General features: G+C 62.8%; 16 protein-coding genes. 12 read left to right on the plus strand and 4 right to left on the minus strand.

From position 1 onward, the window contains the following. Positions 1-71 precede the first annotated feature (71 nt). The 4 genes from Q7T64_RS08005 to Q7T64_RS08020 all read left to right on the plus strand — a co-directional run bounded on the left by Q7T64_RS08005 (position 72) and on the right by Q7T64_RS08020 (position 5,731). The gene (locus Q7T64_RS08005; protein WP_304794004.1) at positions 72-1,160 is read left to right on the plus strand and encodes a TRAP transporter substrate-binding protein; all 1,089 of its coding nucleotides are present in this window, start codon (positions 72-74) and stop codon (positions 1,158-1,160) included. 157 nt (positions 1,161-1,317) lie between these two features. Continuing rightward, positions 1,318-3,684 (plus strand): xanthine dehydrogenase family protein molybdopterin-binding subunit, encoded by a 2,367-nt coding sequence (locus tag Q7T64_RS08010; RefSeq protein ID WP_304794007.1) that lies wholly within the window; start codon positions 1,318-1,320, stop codon positions 3,682-3,684. Continuing rightward, the gene (locus tag Q7T64_RS08015; protein WP_304794009.1) at positions 3,681-4,526 is read left to right on the plus strand and encodes a xanthine dehydrogenase family protein subunit M; all 846 of its coding nucleotides are present in this window, start codon (positions 3,681-3,683) and stop codon (positions 4,524-4,526) included. Before Q7T64_RS08010 ends, Q7T64_RS08015 begins: the two co-directional genes overlap by 4 nt. Continuing rightward, entirely contained in the window at positions 4,523-5,731 is a 1,209-nt protein-coding gene (locus Q7T64_RS08020; protein WP_304794012.1) for a 2Fe-2S iron-sulfur cluster-binding protein, read from the plus strand. Before Q7T64_RS08015 ends, Q7T64_RS08020 begins: the two co-directional genes overlap by 4 nt. Before the next feature lie 44 nt (positions 5,732-5,775). Here Q7T64_RS08020 and Q7T64_RS08025 read toward each other — a convergent pair whose 3' ends face one another. From Q7T64_RS08025 to Q7T64_RS08040, 4 genes are all read right to left on the minus strand, one after another. Continuing rightward, positions 5,776-6,540 carry an ABC transporter permease gene (locus Q7T64_RS08025; RefSeq protein WP_304794016.1) on the minus strand — a complete coding sequence of 255 codons (765 nt, stop codon included), beginning with the start codon at positions 6,538-6,540 and terminating at the stop codon, positions 5,776-5,778. Beyond that, on the minus strand, positions 6,540-7,316 hold the full coding sequence (locus Q7T64_RS08030) for an ABC transporter ATP-binding protein (protein WP_304794019.1): 777 nt from the start codon (positions 7,314-7,316) through the stop codon (positions 6,540-6,542). The genes Q7T64_RS08025 and Q7T64_RS08030 overlap by 1 nt, the downstream gene beginning before the upstream one ends. Further along, positions 7,317-8,333, minus strand: coding sequence for an ABC transporter substrate-binding protein (locus tag Q7T64_RS08035; RefSeq protein WP_304794023.1), 1,017 nt, complete (start codon positions 8,331-8,333; stop codon positions 7,317-7,319). Between the two features lie 169 nt (positions 8,334-8,502). Next, entirely contained in the window at positions 8,503-9,207 is a 705-nt protein-coding gene (locus Q7T64_RS08040; protein ID WP_304794026.1) for a GntR family transcriptional regulator, read from the minus strand. A 271-nt stretch (positions 9,208-9,478) separates the two neighbouring features. Between Q7T64_RS08040 and Q7T64_RS08045 the strand changes: the two genes are divergently transcribed. From Q7T64_RS08045 to Q7T64_RS08080, 8 genes are all read left to right on the plus strand, one after another. Next, entirely contained in the window at positions 9,479-11,845 is a 2,367-nt protein-coding gene (locus tag Q7T64_RS08045) for a xanthine dehydrogenase family protein molybdopterin-binding subunit (RefSeq protein ID WP_304794029.1), read from the plus strand. 3 nt (positions 11,846-11,848) lie between these two features. Continuing rightward, positions 11,849-12,673, plus strand: coding sequence for a xanthine dehydrogenase family protein subunit M (locus tag Q7T64_RS08050; RefSeq protein WP_304794032.1), 825 nt, complete (start codon positions 11,849-11,851; stop codon positions 12,671-12,673). Continuing rightward, positions 12,670-13,146 (plus strand): (2Fe-2S)-binding protein, encoded by a 477-nt coding sequence (locus Q7T64_RS08055; protein ID WP_304794035.1) that lies wholly within the window; start codon positions 12,670-12,672, stop codon positions 13,144-13,146. The genes Q7T64_RS08050 and Q7T64_RS08055 overlap by 4 nt, the downstream gene beginning before the upstream one ends. Positions 13,147-13,265: 119 nt before the next feature. Further along, complete coding sequence (locus Q7T64_RS08060) at positions 13,266-14,336, plus strand: hypothetical protein (protein WP_304794038.1); 1,071 nt, start codon at positions 13,266-13,268, stop codon at positions 14,334-14,336. A gap of 78 nt (positions 14,337-14,414) precedes the next feature. Further along, entirely contained in the window at positions 14,415-15,836 is a 1,422-nt protein-coding gene (locus tag Q7T64_RS08065; protein ID WP_304794041.1) for an aldehyde dehydrogenase family protein, read from the plus strand. Beyond that, the gene (locus Q7T64_RS08070; protein WP_304794044.1) at positions 15,833-17,230 is read left to right on the plus strand and encodes a gamma-glutamyltransferase; all 1,398 of its coding nucleotides are present in this window, start codon (positions 15,833-15,835) and stop codon (positions 17,228-17,230) included. Before Q7T64_RS08065 ends, Q7T64_RS08070 begins: the two co-directional genes overlap by 4 nt. Positions 17,231-17,235: 5 nt before the next feature. Continuing rightward, positions 17,236-17,889: an SRPBCC family protein gene (locus Q7T64_RS08075; RefSeq protein ID WP_304794048.1), complete on the plus strand. Its 654-nt coding sequence runs from the start codon at positions 17,236-17,238 to the stop codon at positions 17,887-17,889. A 171-nt stretch (positions 17,890-18,060) separates the two neighbouring features. After that, positions 18,061-18,652, plus strand: a 592-nt coding sequence (locus tag Q7T64_RS08080) for an ABC transporter substrate-binding protein (protein ID WP_304794051.1), incomplete at its 3' end; no start/stop codon positions are given.

Here is an 18,652-nt window from a genome sequence, read left to right on the forward strand (position 1 = left end):
GCGCGTCCTGCGCCCTGCAGCAATGCTTCGGGTCCATCCGCGGCATCCATCAACGACATTCTGGAGAAAACATGCAACGACGCGGATTTTTGAAGCAGGCGGGTGCAGCAGCAGCATTGGGAAGCCTTGCGGCGCCAGCCCTGGCGCAGGCCAAGCAGTCGGTCAAGTGGCGCATGTCCACCGGCTGGCCAAAAAGCCTGGATACGGTCTATGGCTCGGCCGATGAAATGTGCAAACGGGTCGGCGAGCTGACCGAAGGTGGATTCGAGATTCGCGCCTTTGCCGGCGGCGAGATCGTTCCTCCGGGCCAGAACATGGATGCAGTCAGCAACAACACCGTCGAATGCAACCATGTGCTGTCGTCCTTCTTCATCGGCAAAAATACCGCGCTGGCATTTGACGCCGGCCTGGCATTCGGCCTGTCGGCGCGCCAGCACAATGCCTGGGTCCAGTACGGCGGCGGCATGGCGGCTTTGCGCAAGTTGTACCAGCAATACGGCATCGTCAATTTCGTCTGCGGCAACGTGGGCGTGCAGATGGGCGGCTGGTATCGCAAGGAAATCAAATCGGTCGCGGACCTGAAGGGCCTGAAGATGCGTATCGGTGGCCTGGGCGGCATGGTATTGCAAAAGCTCGGCGTGGTGCCGCAGCAGATCGCGACCTCCGACATTTATCCGGCGCTGGAGAAAGGCACGATCGATGCAGCGGAGTGGATCGGTCCTTACGACGACGAGAAACTGGGCCTGAACAAGGTCGCCAAGTACTACTACGCACCAGGCTGGTGGGAAGGTTCCGCATCGATCACGTCGATGGTCAATGCCAAGGCATGGGAAGCGCTGCCGCCGCTGTACAAGGCAGCATTCGAGTGCGCTGCCAACGAGCAGACCATGAAGATGCTGGCCAAGTACGACGCCCGCAATCCGGACGCGCTGCGCAAGTTGCTGGGACAGGGCGCTCAATTGCGCTATTTCCCGAAGGATGTGATGAACGCGGCATTCAAGTCGTCGATGGAACTGTTTGGCGAACTGTCGGAGAAGAACGCCGACTTCAAAGCGATCTATCCGGCCTGGAAGGCGTTCCAGCGCGACCAGGCGAACTGGTTCAAGGTTGCCGACAACTATCTCGACTCCTACACGTTCGCTGCTGTAACCCGTAAGTAAACTGGCGGGTCCTGGCCGGCCGTACCGGTACTGCCGGTACGGCCGGCTTCTTTACATGGTGCGCAGCTTTTTGCATCATGCACGGATGGCATGGCGCTGCACGGCGCGTCATTGCGCATGCAGTCGCGGTATTCGGATCAGAAAAGGAACGGCACTGATGGGACATATGTACGGAGCAAGCGGAACCGAAGGCGGTATTGGTGAACGCGTCGCCCGCAAGGAAGATGCACGGCATCTGCACGGACAGGGCCGTTTCGTCGCCGACTACAGCATGCCGGGCCTGCAGGAAGTCGCTTTCCTGCGCAGCCCCGTGGCGCATGCCCGCATCACCGCCATCATCAAGCCGGCCGGCTGCGACCAGCAGGTCAAGATCCGCGCCGACATGCCGGGCGCGAAAGATATTGTCGCCGAGTCGACCCTGCCGGGCTACAAGCGTTCCGCCCATCCGCCGCTGGCTTCCGGCAAGATCCGTTTCGCCGGCGAGCCGGTCGCCATGGCCTTTGCGCCGACCCGCGCGCAGGCCGAGGACATCGCCGAACAGATCGGCCTTGACCTGGAAGAATTGCCGGCGCTGGTCAGCGCCGATGCCGCGCGCGCCTCGGCCCAGCGGATACACGAAGAATGGGACGACAACCTGTTCCTGACGCTGAAGGTGGACAACCAGTTCGAGCAGCATGCCGCCAACGCGCCGGTGGTGGTCAAGAAGACCGTCAACCTGGCGCGACAAGTCATGTCGCCGATGGAAGGCAAGGCTGTGCTGGCTTACTGGGATCACATGCTGAACCAGTTGGTAGTGGTCAGTTCCACCCAGGTGCCGCACATGATCCGCACCATCCTGTGCGAATGCCTGGGGCTGGAGCAGGCCATGGTGCGCGTGATCTCGCCGGACGTGGGCGGCGCATTCGGCTACAAGTGCGTGTTCCACCAGGAAGAGCTGTGCGTGGCATGGCTGGCCCTGACCTACAAGAAGCCGTTCCGCTTCATCGAAGACCGGCGCGAACACCTGACCGCCGGCGCCAATTCGCGCCAGCATCACTATGACCTGACCGCCTATGCCGACGAGCAAGGGCGCTTGCTGGCGCTGGACGCGCGCATCACCATTGATGGCGGCGCCTACTCGGCCTGGCCATTCACGATCGGCCTGGAGCCGGGCCAGGCTACCGGCAACCTGCCGGGGCCTTACCTGATCCAGGGCTACCGCTGCCATACCGAATGCGTGGCCACCAACAAGCCGGGATTCCTGCCTTACCGGGGTGTGGCCAGGACCGGCGTGTGCTTCGCCATCGAACTATTGATGGATGCGATTGCCGCCCGGGTCGGCCGCACGCCCTGGGAAGTGCGCATGGACAACCTGGTTCCCGCTTCCGCCATGCCCTACAAGAATATCGCCAACAAGCTGTACGACAGCGGCGATTACCATGAAAGCCTGCGCCGGGCGATGGCCAGTATCCGCCTGGAAGAGGTGCTTGAGAGGCAAAAAAAAGGCGAGCCGGACGGGCGTCGCATCGGCATCGGCTTTGCCACGTATAACGAGCAGTCGGCGCACGGCACTTCCGTGTTTGCCGCCTGGGGCTTGCCCATCATTCCCGGATTCGATTCTGCAACGGCGCGCATTACGCCAGACGGCGGACTTGAACTGCGGGTCGGCATCCATTCCCACGGACAGGGTATGGAAACCACGATGGCGCAGATTTCCAATGAAGTGCTCGGGATACCGATCGCCTCCACCAAGGTGGTCCACGGCGATACCGGCACCACGCCGTTTTCGACCGGCACTTACGCATCGCGTTCGATCGTGATGTCGGGCGGTGCGGTGTCGCAAGCCTGCAAGGCGCTGCTGCCGCGCCTGAAGAAAATCGGCGCCCACTTGCTGCAAGTGGCCGAAGACGAGGTCACGATGGAGCGCGGCGCCGTGCTCGCCGGTGAGCGCCGCGTGACGGTGCGCGAGATTGCCAACGCCTGGTACGTCCGCCCTGAATCCTTGCCCAAAGATGTCGACGCCGGCGGACTGGAAGTGACCATGGGTTACAAGCCAAAAGTCGACAGCGGCGCATTCAGTTATGCATCGCACGCCTGCGTGGTGGCGGTGGATGTCGAAATGGGCCATGTCGAAATACTCGATTACGTGATCGTCGAAGACTGCGGACGCCTGGTCAACCCGATGGTGGTGGAAGGCCAGACCTACGGCGGCGCAGCGCAGGGCGTGGGCACCGCGCTGTTCGAGGAGGCGCTGTACGACGACAATGGCCAGCCGCTGACGTCGACGCTGGCCGACTACCTGTTGCCGGGCCCGGCTGAATTGCCGGCCTTCCGCATCGAGCACATGGAAACGCTGTCGCCCAATACCGAGTTCGGCATCAAGGGCGTGGGCGAGGGCGGAGCGATTGCGCCGCCGGCAGTCATTTTCAATGCAGTCAATAATGCGATTCGTCCGCTCGGTGCGGAAGTGAACCAGACGCCCTTGACCCCACATCGCCTGCTGGCGGCATTGCAGAAGGCCAGGATCGCAGGAGGACAATCATGAAAGCAGCGCAATTCCACTATGATCGGGCCGACAACGCCAGCGATGCCCTGCGCCTGTTGCCCGACGCCAAAGCCTTCGGCGGCGGACAGTCGCTGGGGCCGATGCTGAACTTGCGCCTGGTGCGGCCGGGCCGCCTGGTTGATGTGTCCGCCCTTGCCGAGGGCAGGCGCTGCGAGTTGCGCGATGGCGCCATTCGCATCGGCGGCGCCATCACGCATGCCGAGATCGAAGATGGCGCACTCGATGAATTGCTGCGTGAATCGCCTTCCTTGGCGGCCATGATGCGCCATGTGGCCAGCGGCATCGCTTATCGCGCCATTCGTAACCGCGGCACCGTGGCCGGCAGCCTGGCCCATGCCGATCCGGCTGCAGACTGGGTGCTGGCAATGACGGTGCTGGATGCGCAACTTGAATTGCTGTCAGCCGCCGGCACGCGCCGGGTGCCGATGTCGCAGTTCATGTCGGGTGCATTCACCACCGCCCTGGCCGAGGGCGAACTGCTGACCGGTGTGCTGGTGCCGCTTGCCTCCCCAGGCATGCGCTGGGGCTACGTAAAATTTTGTCGCAAGGCGGGCGAGTTTGCCGAAGCCAGCGCCGCTGCGGTATTCGATCCTGTGCAAGGCACTGCGCGGCTCGTGATCGGGGCGCTGGACGGCGCACCGGCATGCCTGCCGCAGTTGGCGAGCGCCGTCGCAGCCCAGGGCGCTGGCGCCATCACGGCCGAGAATTGCCTGGCTGCCGTGTCGTCGGTTGCGACCGGCAAGGATGCCACGGGTAACCTGCAAATATCGATCGCCGTCAAGCGCTGCTTGCAACAGGTGACAGGAGAGAAGCAATCATGAGTGCCATGCCCGAGACGCGCAGCCCGCTTGCTGCGCTGGAACGCAAACCGGTCCGCTTGCTGGTCAATGGCGAAGCGGTAGAACATCTGGTCGAACCGCGTACCCACCTGGGCGACTTCGTGCGCGAACAGTGCGGCCTGACCGGCACCCACCTGGGTTGCGAGCACGGCGTATGTGGCGCCTGCACGGTACTGCTGGATGGCAAGCCCGTGCGCTCCTGCATTACGTTTGCGGTGGCCTGCGAAAGCCGCAAGGTAACCACGATCGAAGGCTATGGCGATGATCCGGTCATGGCGCTGCTGCGAAAGGCATTCAACCAGGAACACGCGCTGCAATGCGGCTATTGCACGCCCGGCATGCTTGCCACGGCGCGCGACATCGTCACGCGCTTGCCCGATGCCGACGAGCAGCGCATCCGGCTCGAACTGTCGGGCAACCTGTGCCGCTGCACCGGGTATGTCGGCATCGTACGGGCGATCCAGTCGGTGCTGGTCCAGGCCAGGGCGCAAGGTGGTTTGCAGCTTGCCGCTGCTGCGCCCGTCGTGTCGCAGCACGCCGCACCGATGCAGACTTTTGCCACCCGTGCTGCCGATGCGACGCCTGCTGCTGCAATACCAGCGGCGCCAGCACCGGCCGCGCCCGAGGCCGCCGCCGGTGAAAGCCGCCGCGGGTGGTCGCAGATGCAGGGCTCCTTCGAAGTCGATTTTCCGCCCGAACGCGTATGGGAATTCATGGGTGACGTGCGCGCGCTGGCGGCTTGCCTGCCGGGTGCGGAAGTACAGGAAGCCGACGGTTCTTCGGTCAAGGGCCGCATCGCCGTCAAATTTGGCCCGATCTCGGCTGCGTTCAATGGCGCGGCCTCGCTGGAGCGCAACGCTGCCACGCACAGCGGCATGTTGCGCGGCGCCGGCACCGACACCGTGAGCCAGTCACGCGCCAAAGGCGATATTGGCTATCAACTGGTGGCGCTCGATGGCGGCCAGCGCACGCGGGTGGATATAACGCTGGAGCACATGTTGCAGGGACCGCTGGCGCAGTTCTCGCGTTCCGGATTGGTGCGGGATTTCGTGTCGCGGATGATCACGCAATTCGGTCTGAACCTGAACGCCAGCATGGGCGGCGCGCGCGCTGATCAATTGCCGGTGCAAAAAATCGGCTTGTTCAGGATGTTGTGGCAGGTAGTGGTGGCCCGCTTGCGAGGATAGGTTTCAACGTGCGAAAAAAACGGCGGCAATGCCGCCGTTGCTTGCTATTGCGCTTGTCGCCAGGGCATGGCGTGCTTCTCCAGCCAGGCCAGCGCGCCAAACAACACAATGCCCATCAGCGACAGCAGGATCATGGCCGCAAACACGCGCGGTGTGTCAAAGGTGCCCTGCGCGCTCATGATCACGTAGCCCAGTCCCCGTTGCGACGCGACGAACTCGCCGACGATGGCGCCGACCAGCGCCAGCGAAATCGCCACTTTCATGCCGGTCAGGATGGAGGGCAGGGCGCACGGCAGCCGGACCTTGATAAAGAAATCCAGCGTCGAGCCCTTCAAGACCCGTCCCATGTCCAAAATATCCGGCGGTACCGAGCGCAAGCCATGCACGGTATCGACGATGATCGCAAACACGGCGACCAGGAAGGCAATCGCGATCTTCGGTTCGGCTCCGGTGCCCATCCAGATCACGAACAAGGGCGCAATCGCAACTTTGGGCACGCTGTTCAAGGCGATGATCAAGGGGTAGACCGCGCTTTCAAACCAGCGCGAGCCCACCAGCAACATGGCAATGCCAACGCCCAGCACCACCGACAGCACAAACCCCGCCATGGTGGTCAGCAGCGTGTACCAGGCATGGCCGGCATACCAGACCGGCTCTGCAAGCAGCTCCTTGAAGATCGCCGACGGCGGCGGCAGCATGATAGGGCGCACCTTCAGCACATGCACCAGCACTTCCCAGGAAACCAGCACGACCAGGAACGAGACCAGGGCAATCATGCCCTGGCGGCTGCGGCGGAACAGTCGCTTCATCAGTGGCTTCCTTCGTCGATCAGGCCCATCTCTTCAAACAGCGCGCGAATGCGGCTGCAATAGCGGCCGAATTCAGGGGTCTCGCGCACCGACAGCTTGCGTGGGCGCGGCAGGTCGATGGTCAGGATTTCCGCAATCCGACCAGGGCGCGGCGAAAACACCACCACGCGATCGGCCAGGAATACCGCTTCCGCAATGCCATGCGTGACGAACAGCACGGTATTGCGGATCTCCAGCCAGATGCGCTGCAGCTCGACATTCATCTGGTCGCGGGTCAGCGCGTCGAGCGCGCCGAAAGGCTCGTCCATCAACAACAGCGCCGGATCGTCGATCAGTGCGCGGCAGATCGCGGCACGCTGCCGCATACCGCCGGAAAGCTGGCTGGGGAAACTCTGGCTGAAATCCGACAGACCGGTCAGCTTCAGCAGCCCGGCCATCTTCTGGTGGTAGTCCGCGGTTTTTTTCTTTTTGAACTCGATCGGCAACATGACGTTTTTTTCCACCGTGCGCCATTCGAGCAGCGCATCGCGTTGGAACACCATGCCGATGTCGTCCGGTGGTCCCTGCACCGGCAACTCTTGTACGAGCAGCTCGCCGGCAGTGGATTGCTCCAGACCGGCGATGCAGCGCAGGAATGTGCTTTTGCCGCAGCCACTGGGCCCGAGGATACTGACGAACTCGCCCGGCGCGACATCGAGGGAGATGTCTTGCAAGGCCAGTACGCCGCCAGGGTACTGCTTGCGCACATTGCGTGCGCTGACTGCGGCTTTGCTCATTTATTTCAGATTCTTGAAGACGTCAGGACGAACCATGTTGGGCTGGTAATACTGTTTGGGATCGGAACCGGCCTTGATCAGGCTGGCGGCAGTCAAGGTCTTGACCGCTTCTGCCCAGTCCGCCGGTACTTGCGCGCCAATTGGCTGGCCGGCGGAATTGGGTGAGGTGAAGTGCGCCTTGAGTGCATCGATCTGGCCACGCAGCACGACCTTGTTGAGCCTGGCCTGCGGACGCTGGGCGATGATGGCGTCAACGGCTTCATCCTGCTTGCCGTCGTAAATATATTGCCATGCGCCGGCAGTGACGCTGGCAAAACGCATGATGGCGTCGCCGCGGGTCTTCAGCTTGTCCTCTGAGGCCAGCAGTCCGAAGCTGGGCATGTTCAGGCCAAAATCAGAAAACTTGATGCCGTCCGAAGGGCGGGTCGCCGATACCACCGGCAGGAAGAATGGCACCGTGGAGAAGGCGGCGTCAGTGCGACCGGCAGCATAGGTGGAGGCCTTGCCTGCCGCATCCACGCTGATCAGTTCAACGTCGGAACGCTTGAGTCCGCCGGCGGCCAGGAAGGCGTCAATGAAGGGCGCTTCCAGCGAACCGGTGGTGTAGGCGATCTTCTTGCCCTTCAGGTCTTTCGGTCCTTTCATGCCCGCGCCTTGCGGCACCAGCAGGCCCACGTCGGACAAACGGGCAAAGACGGCAACCGATTTGACCGGCAGGCCTTTTTCGCGCGCAATCATCATCGATGCCAGCGCCGCATGGCCGACGTCGAACTGGTCGCTGGAGCCGACCAGCTGGATGGTCGTGACCGAACCATTGCCGTCTTCCAGCGTGACATCGAGTCCGGCCTGCTTGTACCAGCCCTTTTGCTGCGCCAGATGGAAGGCGGCATGCACGCCCCAAGGCGTCCAGTCGAGACGAACCTTGAGCTTGTCGAGATTCTGGGCGGATGCAGATCCGGTGAACGCCAGCGCGACACTGCAAATGGCGGCGCTGATCAAGGCTTTGACTGAAGACATCCGATGGCTCCTGAGTTTGATTGAAAACGCTTGGTCCGTATCGATATGCAAGAGCAATGCCAACAGCTCAGCATACTGAGTAATCGAAAATAGTAGCAATTCGGGCGGCTGTCAATTGCCGCTTGGGGAAGGGCGCGTGATAGTTGTGCGGACTTGAGCCGCAAGGGCATCAGGCCGCTGTCGCGCGCGTCTTTGGCGGCCGGGGTGCCGCTGATTTTTTTGAACTGGTCATCAGCAGGGTCACATCGCCAAGATGGGAGCAGATCGCCTGACCAGCGTCCTCGATCCGGCCGTCGGCGATTGCGCTCATGATGGCTTCATGGTGCTGCGCAGCGGAACTGTCGAATTGCTCGTGTTCGTTCGCCATGTGGCGAGCGCGGAATACATGCCACATGATGTTCTCGTGGATCTGCGCCAGTGTCTTGTTACCCGAGCCCTCGACGATGGCGCGGTGAAAGTCGTCGTTGAGCCGGTAGTACAAGGCCATGTCTTCTTGCTGGGCCGCAGCCTGCATGTCGGCATGCAGCTGGCGCAGCTGCGCGATCACTTTGACCGGGCGCCGCGCCGCCACCAGCGATGCCGCGGCTTGCTCCAGCGCGGTCAGGACCTGCATTTTCTCTTCCAGGTCGGGCAGTCCGGGCTGCGTCACGACTGCGCCGATGTGGGGCCGCAGTTCGATCAGGCCCTCTGCTTCCAGCAATTTCAGCGCATCACGCATCGGCGTGCGCGACACGCCGAATTCCTGGCATAGCTCCGGCTCCGGCAGGCGCTCACCCGGCTTCCAGCGATTGCGCACGATGTCCTGCCGCAGTTGCAGCAAAATCTGCTCATGTATGGGGGCGCGCTTGATCGCCCGGATGCCGCGTGCTGCCATCAATCCTCCTCGTGCCCTCGGGTGCCTGTGGGTGAATCCTGCTGCATGTTGGTGCGCGCCAGCATGCAGCGCCAATAACTGGTGCGCCTGCGCATCGGCATGAAACCCGATGGTCGCGGGCCCGCTTTGCAGGCGCAGGAAAAGCAAAAAATATGGCACTTATAATCGCATATCGTATACGATATGTCGCACGCTTTCCGGAAATTGTGCCGTGACGTATCGGCAACCGGATTCAGGCAAAACGACAAGGTGCGCATTTGTGGATACGAAAGTGAATAAGCCAGTGACCGACCGGCCGCAAGGTGTCGGCGCTTCCGTCAAGCGGCGTGAAGACCGGCGGCTGCTCGACGGCCAGGGCGAGTACCTGGCCGACCTCGACATTCCTGGCACGCTGGACGTGCATTTCCTGCGCAGCGCGGTCGCGCACGCAAACATTCGCGGCATCGAGGTGCCCGAAGAACGGCGCGGCGCGGTATTTACGGCTGCCGACTTCGACTGGATCAAGCCGATTGTCGCCTTCAGCGCCGCGCCCGGATTCAACAAGTCCGACTATCATGCGCTGGCCAAGGACAAGGTGCGTTTCGTCGGCGACATCATGGCGATGTGCGTTGGCAAGACGCGTGCCGAGGCGGAGGACATCGCGCAGGAATGCGTGGTCGATTACGACGAATTGCCGTGCGTGACCGACATGGACGCCGCCCTGGCGCCGGGCGCGCCGCGCCTGCATGAACATTGGGACAGCAACCTGTACGTCGAGACCCGGATCGAAACCGGCGACCTCGACAGCGTGCGCAAGGCAGCTGCCGTCACCGTCAAGAAGAAGTTGCGCATGTCGCGTCACGCTGGCGTATCGCTGGAAGGCCGCGGCGTGCTGGCCTATTACGATCGGCGCATGGATGAACTGGTGGTCTACAGTTCCACCCAGTTTCCGCATGTGATCCGCACCATCCTGTCGCAAGCGATCGGCCTGCCGGAAAGCAAGCTGCGGGTCATCGCACCGGATGTCGGTGGTGGCTTCGGCATCAAGAATAATTTCAACCCGGAAGAATTGGCCATCGCTGCATTGGCCATGAAGCTGGGGCGGCCGGTACGCTGGATCGAGGATCGGCGCGAGCATCTGGTGGCTTCGCCGCATGCGCGTGAACACCGCTATGACCTGACCGCCTATGCCGATGAAAATGGTCGCGTCCTTGGTGTGGAAGCGATTGTCACGGTCGATGCCGGCGCGTATTCCGTCTGGCCCTGGACCGCCGGCATGGAAGCCGGCATGTCCTGCGGCATCATGACTGGCCCGTATGACATCCCGGTCTACCATGGCCGCGCGATCACGGTATGCACCAACAAATCACCGCTGGGCCCGTATCGGGGTGTGGGTCGCACCGGCGCCTGTTTTGCGATCGAAACATTGATCGATGCCGTGGCCCGCGCAGTCCATCGCCAACCGGAAGACGTGCGGCTGGAAAACATGATCCCGCCGTCGGCAATGCCGTATCAGTCCGCCACTCACAAGCTGTATGACAGCGGTGACTATCCGGAATGCGCACGCCGGGCAATGGATGGCATCAACCTCGCTGCGGTGCGCGAGCGCCAGAAGTCGCCGGAGCCGGACGGCCGCCTGATCGGGCTGGGTGTCGCCAGCTACACCGAACAATCCGCCCATGGCACGGCTGAATGGGTGGCGCGCGGCTTGCCGGTCGTGTTCGGCTTCGAGCCGGCGCAGGCGCGCTTCACACCGGATGGCCAATTGATCTTGCTGGTCGGAATCCAGAACCACGGCCAGGGCCTGGAAACAACGCTGGCGCAGGTGGCCCACCAGGAACTGAGCATTCCGGTCGAGTCGGTCACCGTGCGCCATGGCGACAGCTCGGTGTCCCCGTATGGCATGGGCACCTTCGCTTCGCGCAGCATGACCATGGCTGGCGGCGCAGTCTCCGCCGCGTGCGCCAAGCTGGCCGAAAAAGTACGCCGTATCGGCGCCCACTTGCTCGGTGTCCCGGTCGAGGCGGTCGCGCTGGCCGATGGCCATGTGGTTGCCGGCGCCAGGCGGGTTTCATTTGCCGACGTGGCAGAGGCGGCTTATCTCCATCCGGAACGCCTGCCTCCCGGCGAAGATCCGGCGCTCGATACCAGCGCTGTCTACCAGCCGGGGCGCAGCAGTGGCGCATTTTCTTATGCAAGCCATGCCTGCGTGGTGGCAGTCGATCCTGGCACCGGCATGATCGAATTGCTCGACTATGTGGTGTGCCACGACTGCGGCACGATGGTCAATCCGATGATCGTCGAAGCGCAAGTCGTGGGCGGTGTGGCGCAGGGCCTGGGCACGGCCTTGTATGAAGAAATTCCGTATGACGAGAATGGGCAGCCAATGGCATCGACCTTCCTCGACTACATCCTGCCCGGGCCGACCGAAGTGCCCGACGTCAAGGTGTTGCATATGGAAACACCGTCGCCACACACTCGTTTTGGCATCAAGGGCATGGGGGAGGGCGGCGCCATTGCGCCGCCGGCCGCGGTCGTCAACGCCGTCAACGATGCGCTGCGCAGCATGGGCGTGGAAATGTGCGAGACGCCGCTGACGCCAGACCGCATGCTGACAGCAATTGCCGCCGCGCAAACGGCGCAAGGTAACGGGAACTGATCGATGAAAGCTGCGAAATTCGAACTTGACCAGCCAGTGGGCCTGGAGCTGGCGCTGCAAGCGCTGGCGCAAGGCGCCGGCATGGCGCGTGCGCTAGCCGGCGGCCAGTCGCTGGTGCCGATGCTGAACCTGCGGCTGGCGCCGCTGGATTGCCTGGTTGACCTGTCGCGCATTACCGAACTCAAGCAAGTGCAGGACCGGGGCGACAGCATGCTGTACGGCGCCATGCTGCGGCATGCCGACTTTGAAGATGGCCGCGTGCCCGACTGCGCCAATGGCCTGATGCAGCATGCAGCCGGACAGATCGCCTATCGCGCCGTGCGCAATCGCGGCACGATTGGCGGTGCGATTGCGCTGGCCGATCCGGCCGCTGACTGGCTGACGGTGGGGGTCTTGCTCGACGCCCGCATCCATCTCGCCAGCGTCGACGGCAAGCGCAGCATTCCCTTGACCGAGTTCGTGGTCGGCCCCTACATGACTGCGCTCGCCGAGAACGAGCTGATGACGGGTGTCGAAGTGCCCAAGCTGGCGCCTGCTGCGCGCTGGGGTTATTACAAGGTCATGCGCAAGACCGGCGAATACGCCGACTCGTTTGCGCTGGCGCTGTCGGATGGCGCGCGCGCACGGGTTGTCGTCGGCGCGGTCGACGGCACGCCGCTGGTGCTGGCGCAGACAGCACAAGCCGTGTTGGCGGGTGCTGCCGGCGCCGCGCTGGCGGCGATCGTCGGGCAAGAACTTGGCGACGCCGGACGCGACTTTACACCCGCAAAAATCCTGCTGCACCGCACCGCTGTATGCCGTGCAATCGCTGACTTGAGGAAGAAATGAGCACACGCATCACGCTGACCGTCAACGGCCAGAAAGTGTCGGGCGACGTCGAGCCGCGCACCCACCTGGCTGATTTCCTGCGCGAGCAATTGCGCCTGACCTCGATCCACCTCGGCTGCGAACATGGTGTTTGCGGCGCCTGCACCATCCTGATAGACGGCGAGCCTGCCCGTTCCTGCATTGCCCTGGCGGCGACCCTGGACGGTGCCGACATCACCACGCTGGAAGGCATGAAGGACGATGCGCTGATGCAGCGGCTGAAGGACTCGTTCCATGAAGAGCACGGCTTGCAATGCGGCTTTTGCACGCCCGGCATGCTGGTCAGCTCATGGGACCTGCTGCAGCGCAAGGGCAAGGTCGACGAAAAGACGATCCGCTGCGACATGAGCGGCAACCTGTGTCGTTGCACCGGCTACCAGGGTATCGTGCGCTCGATCAAGGCAGTGGCTGATACGCTGCCGGAGAAGAATTGAAACAGGCATGAGGCAGGCAGTCAGGCAGGGGCGGGCACCAGGCAAGCACCCGGCCGCGCCAGCCTGTCCCGGCCGTGTTGGCAACTGGCAGCGATCAACGATTATTTGCGGAGAAAATGATGAACAGAACAACAGTCCTGGGCGGCGCGATGCTGCCGCATGCGCCACAGTTCTTCACACGGCCCGATTCGGAGTCGAAAGAAACCATCAAGGCAGTCGAAGATGCGGCAGCCGAGATCGGCCGCCAGTTACGTGCATTGAAACCGGACCTGTGGATCATGATCGCCAACGACCATGCCCAGCAGTTTTTCCACAACTGCGCGCCGCCGTTTACCTTGCACACCGGCGGCGAGGCCAGCGGCAGCTTCGCCGGCAAGACTTTCCAGCATAAGGTTCCAAGCGAAATTTCATTCGAGATCGTGCGCGAGCTGTATCGCAACGGCTTTGATCCGGCATTCACCAGCACCGCGGAAATCGATTATGCGCTGGGCATCCCGCTGACCCATCTTGGTGTGGGCCCCGATGATGTGGTACTACCGATCTATGTCAACGCCTACCTGCCGCCGCAGCCCAGCATCGAACGCTGCTACGCCTTCGGCAATGCGCTGGCCAATGCCGTCACCAAGCTTGGCCTGCGCACGGTGGTGTGCGCCTCCGGCGGCATGTCGCATTTCCCGGGAACCGACCGCTATGCCGATCCGGACCTGGCCTTCGACAAGGCTTTGCTCGACCGCTTGCGCGATGGCTCCCTGAAGTCGCTGATCGGCTACACCGACAAGCAGCTCGACGACACCGGCAACATCGAGCTGCGCTGCTGGGGCCTGGCCGCTGGCGCGCTCGGTGATCGCAAGCCGGACATGTTGGAGCTCAACCCGAGCTGGCACCACAACTACGCTTCGCTTGGATGGTGGTCGCCACCGGCGCCGGAAACCACGCCGCATTATCCGAATATTCGTCCTGATCTGGTGCAGGTGACGGCGGCGCTGCATGCGATTGCACATGACGCGTCAGCGCGCGAGGTGTATCACGTCAATCCGGAAAGCTTTGCTGATCGCTACAAGCTCACGGCCGAGCAGCGGGCCGCGCTGATCAAGATGGATTTCCCAGCTTTCGTGGCCATGGGCGCGCATCCGCTGACGCCGTTCCTGGCCAACATGCATGTGGAACGCATGCGAAAGGCCGGGAAGTAAATTGGTGCAGGCCGGCGTGCCGATTCGTCGCATCGACAAGGTTCGCCCATCAATCAGGAAAACTGGAAAACAATATCAATGAATCGTCTCACGTCCTGGATCAATGACACCCACGCAGCGCCCTCCGGCGCAGCATTCGCCTTCGTCGCACCACAGCACAACCAGCCGGTTTTCGACATTGAAGAAAGTACCGAGGACGTGATCGACGCCGCGGTGCAATCCGCGCAGCAGGCATTTTTGCAGAACAAGCGTTCAACGCTGGCGCAACGCACGGCCTGGCTGAACTTGCTGGCCCAGGTGCTGGAAGCCAATGCGGCGCGGCTGGCCGAAATCATTTGCCAGGACGTTGGCAAGCCGATCCGCGCCGCCAATTTTGAAGCAGGCCGCGGTGCGCAGTTTGCCCGCGCCTGCGCCGCCGCCGTGCAGCAACTGGCCGGCGAGGTGGTGCCGGTCGACGCGGCTGCGGCTGGCGCCGGTCATTTCGGCTTTACCCGGCATGTGCCAATTGGCGTAGTGGCGGCAATCACGCCGTTCAACGCGCCGATCAACCTGCTGGTGCAAAAGCTGGCACCGGCGCTGGCGGCAGGCAATGCCGTGGTCGCCAAACCGGCGCCGGCGGGTACCCGCGCTGCGCTGCTGCTGGCCGAAGAAATGGTCAAGGCCGGCTTGCCAAAAGGCATGTTCAATGTCGTCACTGGCGACAAGGATGCGGCCGTCGCCCTGGTCAAGCATGCGCTGGTACGCGCCGTCAGTTTTACCGGTGGCACGCTGGGCGGCGAAATACTGTTACGCCATGCCGGCAACAAGAAATTCGTGTCCGAACTGGGTTCGAACGCAGCCAATATCGTGTTGGCCGATGCCGACTTGCCGGATGCGGCGACCAAGATCGCGGCTGCCGCTTTCGAAGCCAGCGGCCAGCAATGCATTTCGGCCCAGCGCGTGATTGTCGAGCAAGCCGTGGTCGCGCAGTTCACTGAATTGTTTGTCGCGGCATCCGCCAAGCTCAAGGTCGGTCCGGCGCAGGATCCCGCCACCGATGTCGGGCCGATGGTATCGGTACTGTCGGCCAATCGCGTCATGGGCATGGTCGCCAATGCCTTGGAAAACGGTGCATCGTGTGCGCTGGCGCCAAAGCAGGATGGCGCCACTGTGTCGCCTGGCATCCTGGTCGACGTGCCGCGGCACGCCAAACTGTGGACCGACGAAGTATTCGGACCGCTGGCGCTGGTGATGCCGGCGGCCGACATCGACGACGCGCTGGCACTGGCCAACGATTCGCCGTTCGGCCTGCAAGGCGCTGTGTTTACCAGCAGCCTGAAATCGGCATTTCGCTTTTCCGAGGAATTCGATGTCGGTTCGATGTGGGTCAATGAAGCCAGCCGCTTCCGGCTCGACATGTATCCGTTCGGCGGCATGAAGCAAAGCGGTATTGGCCGCGAGGGCGTCAAGTACGCCATCGAAGAATTGACGCAACTGAAATTCACCGGGATAAAACTTTGAGCGACCTGGCCCGCCTCCAGCAAGCCTGCACTGTCGAAGGTCGCCGCGCCGTGACGGCGGCCTTGCCGCAATCGGCGAGCGCCGGCATGTCCGCTTATGCGCAGGGCGGCAACGCCTTCGACGCGGCGCTGGCCGCCTGCTTCGTCGAGACCGTGGCCTTGCCGATGAAGTGCGGATTGGCCGGTGACGTGATTGCCCTGTTCCGGGTCCGTGGCGGCCCGGTCCAGACTTTGTTTTCAGTCGGCGCAGGCGCAGCTAGCCTGGCCAGCAATACATTGGAAAAGCTGGGCCCGAAATCGGTCGGCGTGCCCGGCGCGCCGGATGGCTACGCCGCGTTGCACCGGATGGCCCGCTTGCCGCTGGATCGCCTGGTGCAGCCAGCCGTGGCGGCCGCCAACAATGGCGTCTGGTGGACCCGTACCGCGCTGTCTTATTTGCCGGAGTCGCGCGAGTTGCTGCAAAAGTGGAGTCCGGATTGCGTTTATCTGGCCGGACCCGAGCCCAAGGTCGGCGACCGCCTGCATTTGCCGGGACTGGGCAGCTTGCTGGAAGAGTTCGCACGCTGCGGCAGCGAGCTGTTTTTCGGGGCTGCGGGCGCGCAACTGGTGCATGAATTGTCGGCGCGCGGCGGTTTCCTGCGCGAAGAGGATTTGCGCGTGCATCCGGCGCGCATCGTCGCGCCGCGCGTGACGGAATTTGCCGACGGCGTCCGCTTGTATGCGACCCCGGCCCCCACGCATGGCGGCTTGCTCGGCGAAGTGCTGCAACGACTGCTGGCCGGTAATGAACAGCAAGCGACGGTCGTTGCAGAAATGCGGGCCCTGGCGCGTGCTGCCGGTCGCGATGGTCGCGACCCGGGAACCTCGCTGGTCACGGCCGCGGACGATGAAGGCAATGCCGTGGTGGTGGTGCACAGCAATTCCTTCCCGCGCTTTGGCTCGGGCGTGGTGCTGTCCAACGGACTGGTGTTGGCCAACCGGCCGGGGCGCGGCTTTGACTTGCAGGCAGCACCGGGTTCGCCGAATGCGCCCGCACCAGGCAAGACGCCGCCGACGACCTTGCACGCATGGGCGCTGGAAAACCGGCATGGACTCACTTTTGGCGGCACGCCAGGCGGCGTCAACCAATTGCCGTGGAACGTGCAGAGCGTGGCGCAATTGTTGCAGGATTGCCCCTTGCAAGAGGTCGTGACCAGCCCGCGCTGGTCGACCGACGACAGTGGCAAATATTCTGCCGAGCCAGGCGCGGCGATCGATGTCGCGCAATTCGAGGTGCGCATGGTCGCGCCGCTGTCGAACCGCTCGGTGCAGCAACTCATGCGGATCCGACCCGATGGCTCGCTGCAGGCGGCAGCAGATCCCCGCACCAACGCGCAAGCCTGCGCGGTCTATTGAACATCATGGAACTGAAAAAATCTTTCGATACCCGTTTTTCTCCCGAGCAGACCTGGGAGGGTTTGTCGGATATCCATCTGGTGGCCAGTTGCCTGCCGGGTGCATCGATCACCGAGCAAATCACGGCCGATGAATACAAGGGCAAGTTGTCAGTCAAGGTCGGCCCCTTGGCTGCCGGTTTCGATGGCCTGATTTCGATCGAGCGCGATGCGCTTGAGCGAGTGGCGCTGGTGACCGGCAAGGGCGCAGATGCAAAGAGCAGCTCGCGCGTGACGGCAAAAATGCGTTACCAGGTCACGCCGGGCGTGGATGGCGGCGCCCATGTCGAGATCGTCTCCGACATCAGCCTGGCGGGTGCGCTGGCGCAGTTCGGCAAGGCGGCCGTGATGCAGGAAATTGCCAACCGCATGACCAATGAGTTCGTGCGGCAGTTCGAGAGCCGGCTGGCAGAGCAGGAAGCCGTGGCCGCGAGCGCCGACACGGCGCAAGCGCCGGATGCCGGCGGGGCGACGGCGACTGCGCCGGCGGGGCCCGACACCGGGCCCAGGCCGCCAGTCGCGGCGCCGCAGTCCGCACCCTCACAGCTCGATGCCGGCAATCTTTTGTGGGTGATCCTGAAGGATCGCATAGCCGGATTTTTCAAGCGGATTTTCAAGTGATGTCACGGTAATCGCCGCGGCATGGCAGCGACGGGCACTATGGCGTCCGGGTAACAAGGAATGTCGGCAGTCAGTCAGTAAAACAGCAGCACGGCAACATGCAGCACAGCGCAGGGCATTTCAACGAAGCGGGCACACGGCAGCATTTTTTCTCATCCACGGAGAACACGAATGAAATTCTCGATATTGACAACATCCTTGTCCCTGGCCGGACTGCTGGTTTCCGGCCACGTACTGGCGCAGCAGACCATCAAGATCGGCCTGATCCAGCCTTTGACCGGTTCGGTCGCCTACAACGGTAATGCCGACGTGGAGGGCTCCAAGCTCGCCGTGGAAGAGCGCAATGCCAAAGGTGGCGTACTCGGCAAGAAGATCGAACTGGTGATCGAAGACGGCCAGTGCAAGCCGGCCAACTCGGTCAATGCTGCCGAGAAGCTGATCCAGAAAGACAAGGTCGTCACGCTGTCGGGCGCATTCTGCAGTTCCTCCACCGCCGCGGTGATGCCGATCGCCGAGAAGTACAAGATGCCGCTGGTGACCGGGGTGTCGTCCAAGGCGGACCTGACCGACAAGGGCAATAAGTACTTCTTCCGCGCGACCGAGACCGATGCCCTGCTGGCCCGGACCTTCGCCCAGATCCTGACCAACAACCTCAAGCTCAAGAACGTTGCCTACATCGGCGTGAATGACGACTGGGGCCGCGGCGGCGTGGATGAATTTTCCAAGCAGCTCGGTTCGCTCGGCGCCACCACGGCGATGAAGG

Source organism: Lacisediminimonas sp., assembly GCF_030645335.1.
Classification (GTDB): domain Bacteria; phylum Pseudomonadota; class Gammaproteobacteria; order Burkholderiales; family Burkholderiaceae_D; genus Lacisediminimonas.